The organism is Neisseria sp. P0009.S010, assembly GCF_051958545.1.
Taxonomy (GTDB): Bacteria; Pseudomonadota; Gammaproteobacteria; order Burkholderiales; family Neisseriaceae; genus Neisseria; species Neisseria subflava_A.
Genome location: NZ_JBQCVH010000004.1, coordinates 245,866 through 263,536 on the forward strand (window position 1 = coordinate 245,866; position 17,671 = coordinate 263,536).

The following is a 17,671-nucleotide window of genomic DNA, read 5'->3' on the forward strand; positions in this document are numbered from 1 at the left end:
TCACAATTCCTTTACGGATTCATAGACAAAATAGGCACATGTCAGCACGCATATTGCGATGAAGATGGGGCGCAGCTTGCGCGCCAAGTCGCACAACGGGTCATAGCTGAACTCTACCTGTCCCAATGCACCGAAATCTACGGAGCGGGGAGCGGGACACTTCCCGTCAGACTGGAACACGTCCAAAGGCTTGAAATTCAGGTCTATGGTCTGTTCAGGTAGTTTAATATCTTCCGACTTTCCTCCCAAAATACATTGAGCAGTATTCGGGTTCTGCTTACAAAAATCTTGTTTCTGATTCTCTTCGTTTTGATTTTGCTGCCCTGTCGGATTGTTCGGCTGATTCGGTGTATTTGGCGAATTCGGGCTATTTGGTGCGTTTGGCGTGTCTGGACTCTCCTGTCTGCTCGGTGTTGTCTTTTCGGGCTTATTCGGTGCTTCTGGACTGTTTGGCTTTAAATCTGGACGCGGAACATAATCAACGCCTACAGTGCCATCTTGATTCATTTTGAATCTTGTTTGTTGAGGGGTGCTACTACCTTCAGGGGTATATGGCGCACTAAGTGCGGTATCAGGGCTAAATGTGCTTGGCTCGGCAGATTGATTCATAACGCCCATTTTTGCCAGTTGGTTCATCAACTCGGCATGGTTTGTCTGATTGTTTTCAAGCATACGCTTGAGAATGTCTAACATTTCTTTTTGTGTCAGCATGAAATCTTCAGGTTTTACTTGGCTTTGATTTTGTGCAATCTTCTCTTTTTCTGATTCTGGAACTGTACCTTCTTTATATGTATTGTAATAAACATAGACACGTTTATCTGATGGAGTGCTAACAGTAATCCTTGATGGTGATGAATTAGGAATGTCAATATCAACATGAGAAGAAAAACGGCCTAGATTATCAGAAAAGACGTCCAAAGAATTACTTTTTGAACCATTTAAATTAATTCCAAATTTAGAATAGAAAACATAATTTTGATAACTGCCATTTATATTTACTATCAATTGATATTTAATCATTCGATTCTTTTTTGCTTCTTCGTCTTTCTTCTGTTCTTCTTTCTTTTGTTGGTCTTGTTGTTGCGCTTTTTGTGCTGCTTCTGCTGCTTTTCCAGCTGCTGCTTGTGCTACTGCTTTTTGGTAGTTTCCTTCGGCTTCTGCTTGGCGTTGTGCTGCATAAAATCTTTCTGCTGCATCTCTATATTGTTGCTGTGATGGATTATTTACTAACCCTAAAGATCGCCCTAAATTCACAATTGATTCAGGCAATCCACCAAATAGATTATTTCCGAAATCTCCTAAAGCAAGTACCGAACCTTCAAATGCTGACTTATAATTTCCAGCTCTTAACTGAGTTGCTACATATGATCCATTTTTACTTAAAGCATTTGCAATTGATGAGCCAAACCATACACCCGTAGCAGTTTTCTGAATTGCGCTTGTACCAACTCTTTGATTAACAGTTGTATACATTTTGCCAGTTTCGCCGTACTTTCCCGTAACGGTTACAGTCTTGTTTTGACTTCCGTTGTATGTTCCACCGTCTTTGTTTACGGTCGGTTTGCCGTTGTTTTGTACGTCAACCTTCCAAACGCCTGTTTTTGGATCGTAGCCACGACGTTGCAAGGCTTGGTCACTCGGAAAGCCTGCGTTTTGATGTTGTCCCGGCGGCGGTAATCCTACTTCTGCCCATGCCTGCTCTACGACCAAGAGCGAGCCAAGACATACAAAAAGACGGCTAATGTTAGGGGCTTTACCATACCCAATAAAAATGCTGATTCGGGTGTCATTCTTCATTTCTTTCTCTCTGCCATAAAACCAGTTTCACAATAACGACAACGGCAAAGACGGCAATCATGGCATACATCATCTGTGTGCCGATTTGTTCGCCGAGACGGTAATATTTCATGCTGTCGCACTGCGGAAATTGAAGTTTTACGGTCTGTTCGTTATAAGTCCAAGTCTGTCCGTTAAAAACGGGGTGATGCAACACCCCGTCTTTGTCTATGGTCGGTACGACTTGAGTCATCACTTCGTTTGTTGCCTGCTCTGCCGTTTCATGACAGATTCTGCCGACCTGATAACCCATGTTGCACCTTATGCAGAGCGTTTCACTGCGGATTTGATAACACTAATGGAAACGGCGGCAACGGCCAAAGCAACGGCAACCGCGCCGACGGCAATAATGCCCGATTTCAATGAGCCCAATTCTGTTTTAGCGGCTTCGACCATGCCGTTATCTTCTGCGAATGCTAATACTGGCAATGCTGCAACGGTTACAAAAGCGGCTGCTTTTTGAAATTTGGTTTTAATACTCATGATATTTTCCTTTATGGAGTTAAAAAAATGGTTGTGGCGGTGTTTCGGGGTCAATTCAGGGAACACCGCCGAACCCCTGAAACTGGTTTATGCTTCGTCCGAATAGTAGATGTTGTCTTTAAATGCACGAGGAAACACTTGCATTGAGACGATTTGCTGCGGTTTGTAATGCTCGTACTTTTCTGGATGTTTTGTGCGAACTTCGCAAAGGCGGGTTTCTGTATCTGAACGGATAATCAAACCGACATAGTGGGTCTTGCTGAATGTGCCGTCTTGGTTTTTGCGTTCTCGTGCGAACATCCGGTCAAATGCGGCAATGACGAAAATACCTTGTTTGCGTTCGGTTTCTTGAGACATGATGTTTCCTTTCTGCCAACTTAGGGCATATTGATGATGGTTTCTCGGTTATAAAACGCCCATTTCGGGCTAATTAAGCTGGATAAAATACGGTTGTAGTTTTCTTCTGTAATGGCTTTGAGTTCTCTGTTAAATTCATGTTTTGCATACTGTTTTAAATATGGCTCAATGCAGATAATCCATTTCTGGAGCTTCTCGCGCCATAGGCGCGAACCAGCACTTACAAACGAAAAATTGCTGTTTGCAATCTTCCACAGACTTTTTTTGTCGATGGTTGTACGAATCAGGCGATAGCCTTTGTCTTCAGGAAGTCTGCTGTTAATGTGTTTTGAAATGTATTTGGCCACATATCTTGCCAAGCCTTTGCTGTTGGTCTTTACCGGCAAAAGTTCGGAACGGCCGAAACCGTATTTATCCATGTTTTCACGAAGAATTTGCCAAAGCTGACGGAGTGCTTTGTTTGCTGATGTGTAGTTTCGGGCTTGAATTTGCTTAAAATTCAGGCCGCGGCGAATGTCTTCGCGTGTGTTCACAATCAGATGGAAATGAATACGACCGCTTTTCATGCGCTCGTATACGCAGACATAATGTTCGAAATGTTTTTTAAGAAAGTTTGTGCGCAGGCTGTGAAAGCGGCGGCTTGCCTCTTTGACGTCTTATACGTCGTCGGCAAATGTAAGGGTAAGGAATCCAACCTTTTCAATTCCGAAAACTTCGATGAACTGGCGTACATTCATCTCAAGGGCGGCGGCGGATTTCTTGTGTGAGGTGGAAAATTCGTTGAATTCGGGTTTTGCTGTGTTCGGCAGGTATTTTTCGTAACCAATCGGAATTTGCTTTGCATTGTTTTTATTAAGGTTTTCTGCCTCAATGCAGTTGTTACTATTTAGACAAGGAAGAGCGCGTTCCGCGCTTGCTGAAGCTGAACGATTCATGATTGCACCTCCGCCATCAGTGCGGATACGCTTAATTGACCGTATAAATCGGCTTCGCCATAAGTGATTTGGGGATTGTTGGGATTGCGGATAGGAAAAGCTCTGGTTTCCAAGCAATCGATGGTTCCGCAGGTCTCGGAAAACAGGCGGAAGATGTAGGCAACGGGATTTTTTTCAGGTTGCGGTGTAATTGTGTAGTAGGCAAATGTTGACATTTCAGACCCCTTGAAAATTCGGTTAATCGGAACTTGTCAAGGGGTTTGTTTTGTAATTTACACTCCCTTAACGGAGTGCAATATATAAGGCCGTCTGAAATATTCAGACGGCCTTTTTAATTAATCCATATCACTTTCGGGCAATTCTGCCGAACCCATGCGGCGCAGGATGATATTGGTTTTGTTGTGCATCCGTTTGCTCTTAGGGTGGTCTGCGTAAAACAGAGGAGCCGGAACGCGTGCTGTGAGCTTGGCGGCTTGTTGGCGTGTGAGGGCGGAGGCAGGTTTCTTGTAGAAATACTGGGACGCCGCTTCCGCGCCGAATACGCCGTAGTGCCATTCGATTGAGTTCAGATACAGCTCAAAAATGCGGTCTTTGTCGGTAACGGCTTCCATCATCGCGGTAATCGCCGCTTCTTCACCTTTGCGGATGTAGCTGCGGCTTTCGTTGAGAAACAGGTTTTTCGCCAGTTGCTGGCTGATGGTCGAACCGCCGGCTTTGACTTCGCCGCTTTGCTTATTGCGTTTCATAGCGTATTTGATGCCGTTCCAGTCAAAGCCGCTGTGTTCGGCAAAGTTGGCATCTTCGGAAGCAATCAGGGCTTTTTTGAGGTTGACGGAGATTTGGTCGTAAGGCACCCAGCGGTAGTCCAGCTCGACATCGCGGCCTTCTTTTGCAAACTGGCTCATGCGCATGGACATGAAGGCGGTTTTGCTAGGTGCGACGGCGCGGTAGGTAATGATGTTGCCGTACACATAAGCGTTGAAGAAAATGAAGATGCCGATGGGCAGGGCAATCAGCCATTTAATGATGCGGAACATGGTTACAGGGCTTTCATGTATTCGATAACAGGGCGGATATCGGGTGTAAATCCGCGCCAAATATGGTAGGAGGCGGCAGCCTGACCGACCAGCATGCCCAGGCCGTCTGAAACTTCGGCCGCGTCGTTGCTTTGGGCAAAGTTCAAAAATGTCTGCGCCGCGTCGCCGTAAACCATATCGTAGGCAAGGCGGCAGTTGCGGAAAATTTCAGGGCTGACGGCAGGAAGCTGACCGCTCAAGCCGCCGGACGTGCCGTTGATGATGATATCAAAACCGCCGTTCAAATCCGCCATCGGGACGGCTTCAATGCCGAAAAGCCGCGCCAATTCCTCGGCTTTGGCATGGGTACGGTTGGCAATGACGATACGGGCAGGGCGGTGTTCTTTCAAAACCGGAATCACGCCGCGCACCGCGCCGCCTGCACCCAAAAGCAAAATGGTTTTGCCTTCAATGGCAATGTTTTTAACCTGCGTGATGTCGTTGGCCAAACCGATACCGTCGGTATTGTCGCCGCGTATTCTGCCGTCTTCCAACCACACCAGCGTATTGACCGCGCCGGCAGCCAAGGCGCGGTCGGAATGTTCGTCCGCCAGCGCAAAAGCTTCCTGCTTGAACGGAACGGTTACATTCGCACCTTGCCCGCCCTCGGCGAGAAACGCCGCAACAGCCTCGGCAAAACCGCCGATTTCGACACAAATGCGTCCATATTCGATGGCCGCACCTTCCTGTAGCGCAAACTGCTGATGGATTTGCGGCGATTTACTGTGTGCAACGGGATTGCCGAAAACGGCGTAACGGGGGAGGGTAGTCATGGTCGTGTTCCAAAAGACGGGACGGCTATTTTATAACGGCGGCGTACAGATGGAAACGATGCCGTCTGAAACGGTTGTCAGGTAGCATGATGGAATATTTGTTTCTTGAAAAAAAAAAAGTCATTTTTTTACAATTTAACTTTATTTTGTTGATAAGAACGAAAGGGGCAGACATGAAAAAGATGTTGTGCTTGGCAGTATTTGCATTAGGGTTGGCAACACCGGCGGTGGCGGAAGATTGGGTGTTGCTAGGTATTAACAGTAACAATACTACCATATTTGGTGATGCAGACAGCCGTACGGACAATAGTGCATGGTTTGAAACAAGGTACGCCGAGCCGAAAAAGATGATTAGCAATGGAAAATTTTATAATACAGCTAAAGCGTTGGAAGAAATGGATTGCAGTGGTAAACGTTTTAGGGCTTTGACAGTAACGTGGTATTCCGAATCGGGAAACCCTATCGGTTCTTATACACCATCCTATGCCGAATGGAGTTATGTTATTCCCGGTACGGGTGGAGAGAGTGTGTACAAATTTGTCTGCAACCGCTATCCTCGCTGATCGTTTTTAAACCAAACAACAGATGCCGTCTGAACTGCTTTCAGACGGCATCTGTTTTGTCGGCATTCGGACAAAAGGGCGGGCATTCCGCTTTTGAACAGACAAACCGAAGCATATTGTTGACAATCTTGCCGTCTGAAACTATATTTCATTGCGTAAAAACGGGTGCCCTGATGTATTTCAGACGGCCTTACCGTGGTAGAATAACAACTTAAACCCATTCCCTCAGGAGCTGAAGATGTCCATCAAAGACGCTGTAAAACTGATTGAAGAAAGCGAAGCCCGCTTCGTAGATTTGCGCTTTACCGATACCAAAGGCAAGCAGCACCACTTTACCATCCCCGCACGCATCGTCCTCGACGATCCCGAAGAATGGTTTGAAAACGGTCAAGCGTTTGACGGTTCGTCCATTGGCGGTTGGAAAGGTATTCAGGCTTCCGATATGCAGTTGCGTCCCGATGCGTCTACGGCCTTCGTCGATCCTTTCTACGACGATACCACCGTTGTCTTTACCTGCGACGTTATCGACCCGGCCGACGGTCAAGGCTACGACCGCGACCCTCGCTCTATCGCACGCCGCGCCGAAGCCTATTTGAAATCTTCCGGTATCGGCGACACTGCCTATTTCGGCCCTGAGCCTGAATTCTTCGTTTTTGACGGCGTAGAATTTGAAACCGATATGCACAAAACCCGTTACGAAATCACTTCCGAAAGCGGCGCATGGTCAAGCGGCCTGCACATGGACGGTCAAAACACCGGCCACCGTCCGACCGTCAAAGGCGGTTACGCACCTGTTGCACCGATTGACTGCGGCCAAGACCTGCGTTCTGCCATGGTCAATGTTTTAGAAGAACTCGGCATCGAAGTGGAAGTGCATCACGCCGAAGTCGGCACCGGCAGCCAAATGGAAATCGGTACCCGTTTCGCCACTTTGGTTAAACGCGCCGACCAAACCCAAGACATGAAATATGTGATTCAAAACGTTGCCCACAACTTCGGCAAAACCGCCACATTTATGCCCAAACCCATCATGGGCGACAACGGCAGCGGTATGCACGTTCACCAATCCATTTGGAAAGACGGTCAAAACCTGTTCTCAGGCGACGGCTATGCCGGTTTGTCCGATACCGCCCTTTATTACATCGGCGGTATTATCAAACACGCCAAAGCCCTGAACGCGATTACCAATCCGTCCACCAACTCCTACAAACGCCTCGTGCCGCATTTTGAAGCACCGACCAAATTGGCATATTCTGCTAAAAACCGTTCTGCTTCCATCCGCATTCCGTCTGTGAACAGCAGCAAAGCACGCCGTATCGAAGCGCGTTTCCCTGATCCGACCGCCAACCCATACTTGGCATTTGCCGCTTTGTTGATGGCCGGTTTGGACGGTATTCAAAACAAAATCCATCCGGGCGACCCAGCCGATAAAAACCTGTACGACCTGCCTCCGGAAGAAGATGCATTGGTGCCTACCGTTTGCGCTTCTTTGGAAGAAGCACTGGCCGCCCTCAAAGCCGACCATGAATTCCTCCTGCGCGGCGGCGTGTTCAGCAAAGACTGGATCGACAGCTACATCGCCTTTAAAGAGGAAGATGTCCGCCGCATCCGCATGGCGCCGCATCCGCTGGAATTTGAAATGTATTACAGCCTGTAAAACAGCTGAGGCATTTTAAATAGGAAATCAAAGGCCGTCTGAAACTGGATTTGAAGTTTCAGACGGCCTTTAGGCTTGAAATAGATAGGGCGATCGAATTAGGTATGATAGTGAGAAGCAATGAATCATGCTGTTTGAAAGCCTTTATGGAATCGGTTCCTTGTGTTAAATTGTGCTAATAAAATCATTTCGTCAAAAAGGTTGGACAGAATGAAGAAGATAATTGGTTTGGCCATTGCTGCGGCATTTGGTTTGAGCGCGTGCAGTAATTTGGATCACAAAACCGCGCACGAGGTCATGTCGATTTCCAATGACCGTATTTTAAAAGAAGACCACAGCTTTAACATCACAGGCAGCTCTCAAGTATATATCAGCCCATTGGCTGAAGCTGTATTGGCAGATGAAAAGGTGGAAAAGAAAACCGAAGCGAAAGCAGAGGATGCCAAAGCCAAAGAGGGGGAGGCGGCAGCCTCTATGGAGGTTGCTCAAGAAGACGACGCTGCTTTGAAGCAGGAGTTTTCTGAACGAGAAGAGGCTGAGTTCCGCAATGCAATGCTTGATGCCTTGCCGGACGGCAATATCGCACAAGTTGCCGTTGATTATCTGGATAAATATCCTGCCATATCCAGTTACATGGAAGGGGTTCATCTGAATTATGAGGTAGCTGTTGACCTATCAACGCGTCAGTTTGAGATGATTCCTGAATTGGCCATCAACAACCACAATGAAAAACTTAGTATCAAACTTCCTATGAAACTGGATGCGGCAAAATGGGAAGTCTATGTTGATCCGCCTGCCAGCGTGTCTGCCATTGTTAATGCGTACACCGATGAGAAAATCGGCAAACGTTTAATCAAAGAACCTTTAAAATTGAGTTTGAAAGAAATCGGTGATTCGAAAGGCGTGCCTTTTGATCATATTGCAGAGGCAGGGGTGCGTGCTTTTTTGAGTGCTAATAAGGCTATGCCTGCCGATGCATATGTATTTAAAGAAATGGATGCCTTTGGTAAGGCAAACCATGCACGCTATCGTGTACGTCATGTCATGAAACCAGAGTATGATTCAGTCGTAATGAAGGCAGTGGCTAAGGCTTTTGATGAAGAATTGTCGAAATTACAGAAAACGCCCCAACCAGGGTCAACAGAAGAAGATTATAAAAATGCGCGGGAATTTTTCAGTATGTTTGTCAGCATAAGTGATAACCAGCCACTTAGCTTCCAGCGTATATCCGGTAACAATCCTGTTGTCGACTATTATCTTGACCGCAAAGGCCGTATTTTGGCTTCCCGCATGTATATGCAAATCAACGGCACACATAAGGCCATCAATATTATCGGCGACAACGTGTACAGCAATTACGGCAAACCAGTCTTCAAATTGAATCCGCAAGGTAAAGGCATTACTTGGCGAGAGCTGAAAGAGTTTTTCGGTTCGGACAAAAAACAGGAAGATTAAAGCCTCAGGCCGTCTGAAAGGATATTTAAGGATATTTCTGTTTTCAGACGGCGTGTTTGATAAGGAAAAACATGTTTGCAAATTTTGATTTAGGCGTATTTCTGCTGGCAGTATTGCCTGTGTTGTTGGCCATTACCGTGCGCGAAGTGGCACGCGGTTATACGGCGCGTTATTGGGGCGACCATACCGGCGAGCAGCTTGGGCGTTTGACGCTTAATCCGCTGCCGCACATCGACCCTGTCGGTACGATTGTCGTGCCGTTGGTGTGTCTGATGATAGGCAGTTTCCTGTTCGGCTGGGCGCGTCCTATGCCCATTGATTCGCGCAATTTCCGTGATCCACGCCGTGCGTGGCGTTGGGTGTCGATTTCAGGCCCGATTGCCAATTTGATTTTGGCGTTCTTTTGGGGCTTTGTCGTCGTACTTGCTGCGTATGTGCCTGAGTCTTATCAAGCGCCCTTGGCGCAGATGGCCGGTTACGGCGTGATGGTAAACTCGATTTGGGTCGCATTTAGCCTGATTCCGATTTTGCCTTGGGACGGCGGTATTTTTCTCGATACCTTCCTTAACGCCAAGCAGTCCATGCAGTTCCGTAAAATCGAGCCATACGGTACATGGATTATCCTGATCCTGTTGTTTACCGGCCTGCTGGCCAAACTGATTTGGCCGATTATTGCCATGATTCAGACAGCAGTGCAGATGGTTGTCATGCTGTTTATTTAAATGTTTTGGCTGAAAAGGCCGTCTGAAACTCAGTTTCAGACGGCCTTTTTCATTGTGCAACATGTAAATACGATTGGAAAAGTTGCTTAAAAATTGTACAATTTCAGCCCTTTCAATTCGGCGCACACATCATGCACATCGGCGGCTATTTCATTGACAACCCCATCGCACTTGCCCCTATGGCAGGTATTACGGACAAACCGTTCCGCCGAATTTGCCGCGAGTTTGGCGCAGGATGGGCGGTATGCGAAATGCTGACCAGCGATCCGAGCTTGCGCCATACCAAAAAAACCTTGCGTCGCAGCGATTTTGAAGGCGAGGGCGGAGTGGTGGCCGTGCAGATTGCCGGCAGCGATCCGCAGCAGATGGCGGAAGCCGCGCGGTATAACGTCGGCTTAGGCGCGCAGGTGATTGACATCAATATGGGCTGTCCGGCCAAAAAAGTCTGCAATGTGCAGGCAGGCAGCGCATTGATGCAAAACGAGCCTTTGGTTGCCGAAATCTTGGCAGCCGTTGTCAACGCGGTGGACGTACCCGTTACCCTCAAAACCCGTTTGGGCTGGCACAATGAACATCAAAATTTGCCGACCATTGCCAAAATCGCCGAAGAAACAGGCATCACAGCCCTTGCCATTCATGGCCGCACCCGTACGCAGATGTACAAAGGCGAAGCACGTTACGAACTGATTGCCGAAACCAAAGGCCGTCTGAACATCCCCATTTGGGTCAACGGCGATATTACTTCGCCGCAAAAAGCCGCCGCCGTCCTCAAACAAACCGTCGCCGACGGCATCATGATAGGGCGCGGCGCACAAGGCAGGCCGTGGCTTTTCCGTGATTTAAAACATTACGCCGAACACGGCGTTTTGCCGCCAGCCTTGAGCTTGGCAGAATGCAATACCACCATTTTGAATCACATCTGCGCCATGCATGAATTTTATGGCGAAGTGGCCGGCGTACGCATCGCCCGCAAACACATAGGCTGGTATATCGACGAAATGCCCGACGGCGAACAAACACGCCGAGAAATCAACCGCTTGGACAGCGCCGCAGCACAATACGATACCCTTGCTGCCTATCTTGAGATACTTTCAGAAAAAACCGACCGCTGGGTATGCCACTATCGGGAAGACTAAAGGGTTTCAGACGGCCTTATCATCTAAAAAATAAATCTATTTAAAAACAAACTCAAAGAAAGACATCACGATGAATCAAACGACGACTGACATTGCGCAATGTATTGAACAAAACTTACGACAATACTTCAAAGACTTGGATGGTACAGAACCTTGCGGCGTGTACGATATGGTGTTGCACCAAGTTGAAAAGCCGATGCTGATTTGCGTGATGGAACAATGCGGCGGCAACCAATCTAAAGCGGCGGCCATTTTGGGGTTGAACCGCAATACCCTGCGTAAAAAGCTGCAGCAGCATGGTTTGTTGTAATAGGGAGATAGGGCGGATATTTCTGCCTGCCTATAATGAAAGAACCGGCCATGTCATTTATCCATTGCTTAGATATTTTTGGATTCGCTGACACAATCAAAATAAAAACAGCTTGAAAAGGCTTCAGGCCGTCTGAAGACCAGAGAAGAAACGATTAATTTTTTTACCATGAGTTGAACCATGCTTTACCAAATACTCGCACTGTTAATCTGGGGCAGCTCGTTTATCGCTGCCAAATATTCCTACGAGATGCTCGACCCGGCGCTGATGGTTGAGGCGCGGTTGTTGATTGCCGCATTGATGGTGCTGCCGTCGTGCCGTCGTCATTTAGGCAGGATTCCGCGGAGCGAGTGGAAGCCGTTGTTGTGGATTTCCTTTGTCAACTACGTTGTCGTTTTGATGCTCCAGTTTATCGGTTTGAAATATACATCCGCCGCCAGCGCAGTTACCATGGTGGGGTTGGAGCCTTTGCTGGTGGTCTTTGTCGGTCATTTCTTCTTCAACGACAAAGCCAAACTTTACCACTGGATTTGCTGCGCAGTGGCGTTTGCCGGCGTGGGCATGATGGTCATGGGCGGTGCAGAAGAAGGCGGTACGATTGACTGGTTCGGCTGTTTGCTGATTTTACTTGCAGGATTCGGTTTTGCAGGCGTGATACGTCCGAGCCAGCAGATGATTGTCCGTATTGGTGCGCCTGCATTTACCGCGGCTTCCATGGCGGTGGCGGCGGTGTTGTGCCTGCCGTTTTCGCTGGTGTTGGCAGACAGCTATCAAATCAATTGGTCATGGGGCGGTACGCTGTCGGTTTTGTATATGGGGATTGGCTGTAGCTGGCTCGCCTATCTGTTGTGGAACAAAGGCATGAACACAGTCCCTGCCAACGTCTCCGGCCTGCTGATTTCGCTTGAGCCTGTCATCGGCGTTATCATGGCGGTGTTAATTTTGGGCGAACATTTAAGTACCCTGTCTGCGATGGGCATTACCGTCGTTATTGCGTCCACTTTTGTCGCCGGTATGCTGACACGTGTGAGCAACAAACATAAAAAGGCCGTCTGAAAACGGTTTCAGACGGCCTCAAGTCAGCAGTATCATTTTTAATAAAACATTTTGGGAAAATTTCCATGAAACGCATTATTTCCCTACTTGTACTTGCCTGCCCTATCTTGGCATCGGCTGCCCCCGATAACGACAAAGCCACTGTACAGGCCGTCATTGCCAAGTATTACAATCGACCGTTTGCCGCGCACAAATGCCAGCTAACCTACGCCCCCGTTGCCTTACTCATGCCATGATGCACAGGCATGGCGGCGAAAAAAATGGGATTTAAATAGGCAAAAGCAAAAGGCCGTCTGAAACCAAGTTTCAGACGGCCTTTTACAATAAAATTGTTAACAATATTTGTAAAAACCTACTGCCAAAAATGCGAAACTGGGGGATAATACCGCCCTGAAATTTCATCCCATACTGATTAAACCTTCAACAAAGGAAATCCAAATGTCTTCCATCAAACGCGCCCTGATCAGCCTATCCGACAAGACAGGCGCAGTCGAATTTGCCCAAACCCTGACCAAGCTCGGTGTCGAAATCCTCTCTACCGGCGGTACAGCAAAACTTTTGGCTGATGCAGGCGTTCCCGTTATCGAAGTTGCCGACTATACCGGTTTTCCCGAAATGCTCGACGGCCGCGTGAAAACCCTGCATCCGAAAATCCACGGCGGCATCCTCGGCCGTCGCGATTTGGACGAACACGTCGCCAAGATGGAAGAACACGACATCGGCAACATCGACCTCGTGTGCGTCAACCTCTACCCCTTCGCTGCCACCATCGCCAAACCAAACTGCACATTGGAAGACGCGATTGAAAACATCGACATCGGCGGCCCGACCATGGTGCGCTCTGCCGCGAAAAACTGGAAACACGTCGCCATCGTTACCGACACAGCCGATTTCCCGGCCATCGCTGCCGAACTCGAAGCCAACAACGGCGCATTGAGCGACAAAACCCGTTTCAACCTCTCACGCAAAGCATTCAGCCATACCGCCCAATACGACGGCATGATTTCCAACTACCTGACCTCGCTTTCAGACGACGTCTTGAGCGGCCAGCCCCAAATCGGTGAATTTCCAAGCCAGTTCAACCAAAGCTGGATTAAAGTGCAAGACATGCGCTACGGCGAAAATCCGCACCAACGCGCTGCGTTCTACCGCGATATTTACCCAGCCGCAGGCAGCCTTTCCGCCTACAAACAGCTGCAAGGCAAAGAATTGTCCTACAACAACATCGCCGATGCCGATGCCGCATGGGAAGCCGTCAAATCCTTTGACGCGCCGGCCTGCGTGATCGTGAAACACGCCAATCCGTGCGGCGTAGCCATCGCCTCCAATACCTTGGATGCATACAAACTCGCTTACGCCACCGACACCACCAGCGCATTCGGCGGCATCATTGCCTTCAACCGCGAAGTTGACGGCGAAACCGTCAAACAAATTACCGACAACCAATTTATGGAAGTCCTCATGGCGCCGAAGTTCACCGCCGAAGCCCTCGAAATCGCCGCCGCCAAGAAAAACGTGCGCGTATTGGAAGTGCCGCTTGAAGCAGGTGCCAACCACTTTGAACTCAAACGCGTCGGCGGCGGACTGTTGGTACAAACCCCCGACATCCACCGCCTCAGCCGCGCCGATTTGAAAGTCGTCTCCAAACGCCAACCGACCGAGCAAGAATGGAACGACCTGATGTTTGTATGGAACGTCGCAAAATACGTCAAATCCAACGCCATCGTCTTCGGCAAAGGCGGTCAAACCTACGGCATCGGCGCAGGCCAAATGAGCCGCGTGGACAGCACCCGCATCGCCGCCCGCAAAGCGCAAGATGCCAATCTCGACCTCAACGGCGCATGTGCCGCTTCCGATGCCTTCTTCCCATTCCGTGACGGCGTAGATGTCATTGCCGAGCAGGGCATCAAAGCCATCATCCATCCGGCAGGCTCCATGCGCGACCAAGAAGTCTTTGACGCGGCGGACGAACACGGCATCGCCATGGTCGTCACCGGCATCCGTCATTTCCGCCACTAATAAGCTGATATAAAATAAAGGCCGTCTGAAAACAAAGTTTCAATATCATGAAACCCGTTTTCAGACGGCCTTTTTCAATCATCAAACAATTTAGCGGCCTAACTGTAAATCAGGACAAAGCAACCAAGCCCCAGCCAGCCCGATTCATACGGCAACACAACGCCGCCCAAGTCTAAAGCCAATCCCCTCAGAGCAAGAAACATGAAACACATCTTCCTCATCCTTACCCTCGCCGCACTCACCGCCTGCGCCTCCAGTCATACCGGTGGCTACGGCTATGCCGGCAACAACGGCGCTTCCGCAGGCGTGACCCAAACGTTCCGTTGGTAAGGCCGTCTGAAAAAACAACACAGTTTTCTACAATAGAAAACAAACAAATCCCAAACGTAAAGGTAAGTTTTACACTTGCCTTTTTAATGTTATCTATCGGCTTAATAGCGTATAAATTCATGTCATTTGCGCACTATTTATATGTTAGGAAAGGTCAAGGCCGTCTGAAAACAGCCTATGCAAAGCTATTACACGTTTCAAACCAATTTTCAATACAAATTTCATTAATTATCTAAATAAATCCAATATTCAAATCTATTACAATAGAAACTATCTAAATCATATATTATTTAATAATCATTATTGTTTGAGAATAAAAACGTAAAATCAAATAGCTAGAAAAAGCGTTTAAATAAAGCAACAAGTAAATCTAACGGGGATTACCGTTGAGAGAGAAAAAATAACACTTTATCGGAAGAGTTGATTTGCGAAACCAAACGCATATAAAATTTGGACAAGGATTCCGAATGCATTGAAGGAAGTTGACAAAAAGTGACTTGTTAAGAAACAAGCTGACAAAAAACGGCACATCGTTTCCCAAACTTCACAAGCTTCTGTAAATGTATCAGCATAAAATCCCATAAAACAGGCTTTTAGCTGCTATTCGGCCGAGTAGAGACTTTTGGCACGGGAATTGCATACACGAGATTACGGCATGAAACCGCATAAAGGGGAAACTCTGAAATGCGACAAATGTGTGGACAGGTGGTTTATAGCCGAGCAACACGTCCCAAAAGAAATCAAACCCCTTACAGGAAAATCGATATGAATAAAGTCTTTAAAGTCATTTGGAACCACGCGACCCAGACATGGACCGCGGTTTCCGAGATCAGCCATGCACACGGCAAAAAATCCGCTTCTGACAAGCGTAAAGCCGTAGCTGCTGCAGTTGCAGCGGCAGGTGCTTTGATGGCTTCTAGTGCTGCTCAAGCAGGTGTGGAAACATCTGCTAGTACGATTACCATTAAATCAGATAATACCGGGAATGTCATTGGTACCAATCAAGGTATTGGCAATATCAATATCGGTACTGGCGCAAATACTTACAGAAACAACGGTAATAATGTAGTCTCTCATGACGCAATTGCGATTGGTTCTAGTGCGACTGGTACTGGTGATAAATCAGTAGCTATTGGTAAAGATGCAAAAGCAATTCAAGAAAATGGTGTTGCAGTTGGTTTTGGTGCAACTAATCAGTCTATTGACTCTGTTGCGATCGGTACAAAAGCAACATCAGGCAAAGATATGGACGTAGCTATTGGTAAGCAAGCAAGCGCTAGTGGTGGTGAGTCTCTTGCTTTTGGTTCTGGATCAAAAGCATCTGGTCAGGCTACTGTTGCCGTAGGTAAATCATCTAATGCTTCTGGTTCTTCTGCAGTTGCTGCTGGTTATGACTCTACTGCAGCTGGTGATAACGCTGTTGCTGTTGGTAACAAAGCCAGTGCAAGTCAGGTAAATGACATTGCTGTAGGTTTGCGTGCTTCTGCTACTGGTGGACGCTCAATTGCAACAGGTACTGCAGCGAAAGCAAGTGGTGCTTATTCTGTTGCAACAGGTTTTACAACTCAAGCTTTGGGTAGTAACTCTATTGCTCATGGTAGTGCCGCAGTTGCTAGCCAAGCTTCTGACATTGCAATAGGTTATAACGCTAAAACCGATGGTGCTTCTGCTGGTTCTGATGGTGACGGCGTAGTAAACAATGCCGGTGCAGCAATCGCAATCGGTACAGCAGCTCAAGCAAACGGTATCGTAGCAACTGCTATCGGTGAGCGCGCTCAAGCCTTGGCAAACGGCGCAGTAGCATTGGGTGGCGACGCTCAAGCTAAAAAAGGTTCTGACGTAGCAATCGGTCGTGGTTCCGTAGCTGACGGCATTTCTGCTTCTGCCTTCGGTCCTGCTGCTAAAGCAAATGGCAAATACTCGGTAGCTTTGGGCGTACAAAGTAACGCTGCTTCTATTCAAGCGATTGCATTAGGCCGTGGCGCTCAAGCCAATGGCGGTGAATATGCAACTGCTCTGGGTAACGATGCTCAAGCAACAGCTAGAAACACTCTGGCTTTGGGTACTGAAGCTAAATCTACTATCGAAAACAGCGTAGCCCTGGGTAACGGTTCTACAACCAGCAACTTCGTACCTACTAGCAGCGGTACTGTTCGCGGCTACACTTACGGTGGTTTTGCAGGCGCAACCAGCGGTTTAAATGACGGCGCAGTATTGTCTGTAGGTTCTGCAGGTAAAGAACGTCAAATCCAAAACGTTGCCGCAGGCCGTATTTCTCAAACTTCTACCGATGCAATCAACGGCTCTCAATTGTTCGCCGTAGCAAGCCGCATCGAAAATCTGAATCCATTTGTATTCCAAGGCCACGATGGTAGCGGTAGCTCACCAGCTGCAGGTACATACAGATACGATCCTAAATCAAATGCCAATAACACCCTGAAACTGATCGCTGGTGAAGGTCTGAAAATGACTTCAAACGGCACTAACGAATACACCCTGAGCGTAGTAGGTGGTGGTGCTAAAGGCGAAAAAGGTGATGCTGGTCCTGCTGGCCCTAAAGGCGAAAAAGGTGATGCTGGTCCTGCTGGCCCTAAAGGCGATACCGGCGAAAAAGGTGATAGCGCTCTCGGCTTAGCTGTTGGAGTTGAAGATAATAACGAAAACGGTACTCACACTATTACTATTACTAATTTAGATGATGGTTCAATCACTACTACTATCGTAAAAGATGGTAAGAACGGTAAAGACGGTGAAGCCGGCGCTAAAGGCGCTAAAGGCGACAAAGGTGACCAAGGTGAAGCCGGTGCTAAAGGCGAAAAAGGCGACAAAGGTGACCAAGGCGAAGCCGGCGCTAAAGGCGAAAAAGGCGACAAAGGTGACCAAGGTGAAGCCGGCGCTAAAGGCGAAAAAGGCGACAAAGGTGACCAAGGTGAAGCCGGCGCTAAAGGCGAAAAAGGCGACAA

18 protein-coding genes and 1 pseudogene are annotated in these 17,671 nt (G+C 48.0%); 11 read left to right on the plus strand and 8 right to left on the minus strand.

Features of this window, described 5'->3' with window-relative positions; translation table 11 throughout:
• The 8 genes and pseudogenes from ACTHSN_RS06040 to aroE all read right to left on the minus strand — a co-directional run bounded on the left by ACTHSN_RS06040 (position 1) and on the right by aroE (position 5,460).
• Positions 1–1,797, minus strand: a complete 1,797-nt coding sequence (locus ACTHSN_RS06040; protein WP_070459367.1) for a virulence factor TspB C-terminal domain-related protein — start codon at positions 1,795–1,797, stop codon at positions 1–3.
• Entirely contained in the window at positions 1,787–2,089 is a 303-nt protein-coding gene (locus ACTHSN_RS06045; RefSeq protein ID WP_070459364.1) for a hypothetical protein, read from the minus strand. Before ACTHSN_RS06045 ends, ACTHSN_RS06040 begins: the two co-directional genes overlap by 11 nt.
• Positions 2,090–2,097: 8 nt before the next feature.
• Positions 2,098–2,319 carry a hypothetical protein gene (locus tag ACTHSN_RS06050; protein WP_070459361.1) on the minus strand — a complete coding sequence of 74 codons (222 nt, stop codon included), beginning with the start codon at positions 2,317–2,319 and terminating at the stop codon, positions 2,098–2,100.
• Between the two features lie 87 nt (positions 2,320–2,406).
• Complete coding sequence (locus ACTHSN_RS06055; protein WP_070459358.1) at positions 2,407–2,676, minus strand: hypothetical protein; 270 nt, start codon at positions 2,674–2,676, stop codon at positions 2,407–2,409.
• Positions 2,677–2,696: 20 nt separating this feature from the next.
• A pseudogene (locus tag ACTHSN_RS06060) lies at positions 2,697–3,611 on the minus strand (rolling circle replication-associated protein).
• Entirely contained in the window at positions 3,608–3,826 is a 219-nt protein-coding gene (locus ACTHSN_RS06065; RefSeq protein ID WP_070459355.1) for a hypothetical protein, read from the minus strand. The pseudogene ACTHSN_RS06060 and the gene ACTHSN_RS06065 overlap by 4 nt, the downstream one beginning before the upstream one ends.
• 120 nt (positions 3,827–3,946) lie before the next feature.
• A complete protein-coding gene (mtgA, locus tag ACTHSN_RS06070) occupies positions 3,947–4,648 on the minus strand; it encodes a monofunctional biosynthetic peptidoglycan transglycosylase (RefSeq protein ID WP_003684244.1) in 702 nt (233 codons plus the stop codon).
• Between the two features lie 2 nt (positions 4,649–4,650).
• Positions 4,651–5,460 (minus strand): shikimate dehydrogenase, encoded by an 810-nt coding sequence (gene aroE / locus ACTHSN_RS06075; protein ID WP_070459352.1) that lies wholly within the window; start codon positions 5,458–5,460, stop codon positions 4,651–4,653.
• 173 nt (positions 5,461–5,633) lie between these two features.
• On the opposite strand from aroE, the gene ACTHSN_RS06080 reads away from it, so the two are divergent.
• The 11 genes from ACTHSN_RS06080 to ACTHSN_RS06130 form a co-directional block, all read left to right on the plus strand.
• Entirely contained in the window at positions 5,634–6,023 is a 390-nt protein-coding gene (locus tag ACTHSN_RS06080; protein ID WP_070459789.1) for a surface-adhesin E family protein, read from the plus strand.
• A gap of 238 nt (positions 6,024–6,261) precedes the next feature.
• Entirely contained in the window at positions 6,262–7,680 is a 1,419-nt protein-coding gene (gene glnA / locus ACTHSN_RS06085; protein WP_049328869.1) for a type I glutamate--ammonia ligase, read from the plus strand.
• Between the two features lie 210 nt (positions 7,681–7,890).
• Positions 7,891–9,135, plus strand: a complete 1,245-nt coding sequence (locus tag ACTHSN_RS06090; protein ID WP_070459349.1) for a hypothetical protein — start codon at positions 7,891–7,893, stop codon at positions 9,133–9,135.
• A 71-nt stretch (positions 9,136–9,206) separates the two neighbouring features.
• Positions 9,207–9,857, plus strand: a complete 651-nt coding sequence (locus ACTHSN_RS06095; RefSeq protein ID WP_440365170.1) for a site-2 protease family protein — start codon at positions 9,207–9,209, stop codon at positions 9,855–9,857.
• 131 nt (positions 9,858–9,988) lie between these two features.
• Positions 9,989–10,993 carry a tRNA dihydrouridine synthase DusB gene (dusB, locus tag ACTHSN_RS06100; protein ID WP_440365171.1) on the plus strand — a complete coding sequence of 335 codons (1,005 nt, stop codon included), beginning with the start codon at positions 9,989–9,991 and terminating at the stop codon, positions 10,991–10,993.
• Positions 10,994–11,063: 70 nt separating this feature from the next.
• Positions 11,064–11,303 carry a Fis family transcriptional regulator gene (locus tag ACTHSN_RS06105; RefSeq protein ID WP_070459344.1) on the plus strand — a complete coding sequence of 80 codons (240 nt, stop codon included), beginning with the start codon at positions 11,064–11,066 and terminating at the stop codon, positions 11,301–11,303.
• A 180-nt stretch (positions 11,304–11,483) separates the two neighbouring features.
• A complete protein-coding gene (locus ACTHSN_RS06110) occupies positions 11,484–12,359 on the plus strand; it encodes a DMT family transporter (RefSeq protein WP_219089427.1) in 876 nt (291 codons plus the stop codon).
• Between the two features lie 65 nt (positions 12,360–12,424).
• Positions 12,425–12,595 carry a hypothetical protein gene (locus tag ACTHSN_RS06115; protein ID WP_440365177.1) on the plus strand — a complete coding sequence of 57 codons (171 nt, stop codon included), beginning with the start codon at positions 12,425–12,427 and terminating at the stop codon, positions 12,593–12,595.
• A gap of 202 nt (positions 12,596–12,797) precedes the next feature.
• The gene (gene purH / locus ACTHSN_RS06120; RefSeq protein WP_440365172.1) at positions 12,798–14,378 is read left to right on the plus strand and encodes a bifunctional phosphoribosylaminoimidazolecarboxamide formyltransferase/IMP cyclohydrolase; all 1,581 of its coding nucleotides are present in this window, start codon (positions 12,798–12,800) and stop codon (positions 14,376–14,378) included.
• A gap of 201 nt (positions 14,379–14,579) precedes the next feature.
• On the plus strand, positions 14,580–14,708 hold the full coding sequence (locus ACTHSN_RS06125; protein ID WP_283127000.1) for a hypothetical protein: 129 nt from the start codon (positions 14,580–14,582) through the stop codon (positions 14,706–14,708).
• 765 nt (positions 14,709–15,473) lie between these two features.
• Positions 15,474–17,671 (plus strand): ESPR-type extended signal peptide-containing protein (locus ACTHSN_RS06130; RefSeq protein ID WP_440365173.1); only part of this gene is annotated, 2,198 nt, incomplete at its 3' end.

Excerpts from the sequence above, each read along its gene's own strand:
- ACTHSN_RS06040 (WP_070459367.1), bottom strand. The coding sequence starts at position 1,797 with ATGAAGAATGACACCCGAATCAGCATTTTTATTGGGTATGGTAAAGCC.
- ACTHSN_RS06045 (WP_070459364.1), bottom strand. The coding sequence starts at position 2,089 with ATGGGTTATCAGGTCGGCAGAATCTGTCATGAAACGGCAGAGCAGGCA.
- ACTHSN_RS06050 (WP_070459361.1), bottom strand. The coding sequence starts at position 2,319 with ATGAGTATTAAAACCAAATTTCAAAAAGCAGCCGCTTTTGTAACCGTT.
- ACTHSN_RS06055 (WP_070459358.1), bottom strand. The coding sequence starts at position 2,676 with ATGTCTCAAGAAACCGAACGCAAACAAGGTATTTTCGTCATTGCCGCA.
- ACTHSN_RS06065 (WP_070459355.1), bottom strand. The coding sequence starts at position 3,826 with ATGTCAACATTTGCCTACTACACAATTACACCGCAACCTGAAAAAAAT.
- mtgA (WP_003684244.1), bottom strand. The coding sequence starts at position 4,648 with ATGTTCCGCATCATTAAATGGCTGATTGCCCTGCCCATCGGCATCTTC.
- aroE (WP_070459352.1), bottom strand. The coding sequence starts at position 5,460 with ATGACTACCCTCCCCCGTTACGCCGTTTTCGGCAATCCCGTTGCACAC.
- ACTHSN_RS06080 (WP_070459789.1), top strand. The coding sequence starts at position 5,634 with ATGAAAAAGATGTTGTGCTTGGCAGTATTTGCATTAGGGTTGGCAACA.
- glnA (WP_049328869.1), top strand. The coding sequence starts at position 6,262 with ATGTCCATCAAAGACGCTGTAAAACTGATTGAAGAAAGCGAAGCCCGC.
- ACTHSN_RS06090 (WP_070459349.1), top strand. The coding sequence starts at position 7,891 with ATGAAGAAGATAATTGGTTTGGCCATTGCTGCGGCATTTGGTTTGAGC.
- ACTHSN_RS06095 (WP_440365170.1), top strand. The coding sequence starts at position 9,207 with ATGTTTGCAAATTTTGATTTAGGCGTATTTCTGCTGGCAGTATTGCCT.
- dusB (WP_440365171.1), top strand. The coding sequence starts at position 9,989 with ATGCACATCGGCGGCTATTTCATTGACAACCCCATCGCACTTGCCCCT.
- ACTHSN_RS06105 (WP_070459344.1), top strand. The coding sequence starts at position 11,064 with ATGAATCAAACGACGACTGACATTGCGCAATGTATTGAACAAAACTTA.
- ACTHSN_RS06110 (WP_219089427.1), top strand. The coding sequence starts at position 11,484 with ATGCTTTACCAAATACTCGCACTGTTAATCTGGGGCAGCTCGTTTATC.
- ACTHSN_RS06115 (WP_440365177.1), top strand. The coding sequence starts at position 12,425 with ATGAAACGCATTATTTCCCTACTTGTACTTGCCTGCCCTATCTTGGCA.
- purH (WP_440365172.1), top strand. The coding sequence starts at position 12,798 with ATGTCTTCCATCAAACGCGCCCTGATCAGCCTATCCGACAAGACAGGC.
- ACTHSN_RS06125 (WP_283127000.1), top strand. The coding sequence starts at position 14,580 with ATGAAACACATCTTCCTCATCCTTACCCTCGCCGCACTCACCGCCTGC.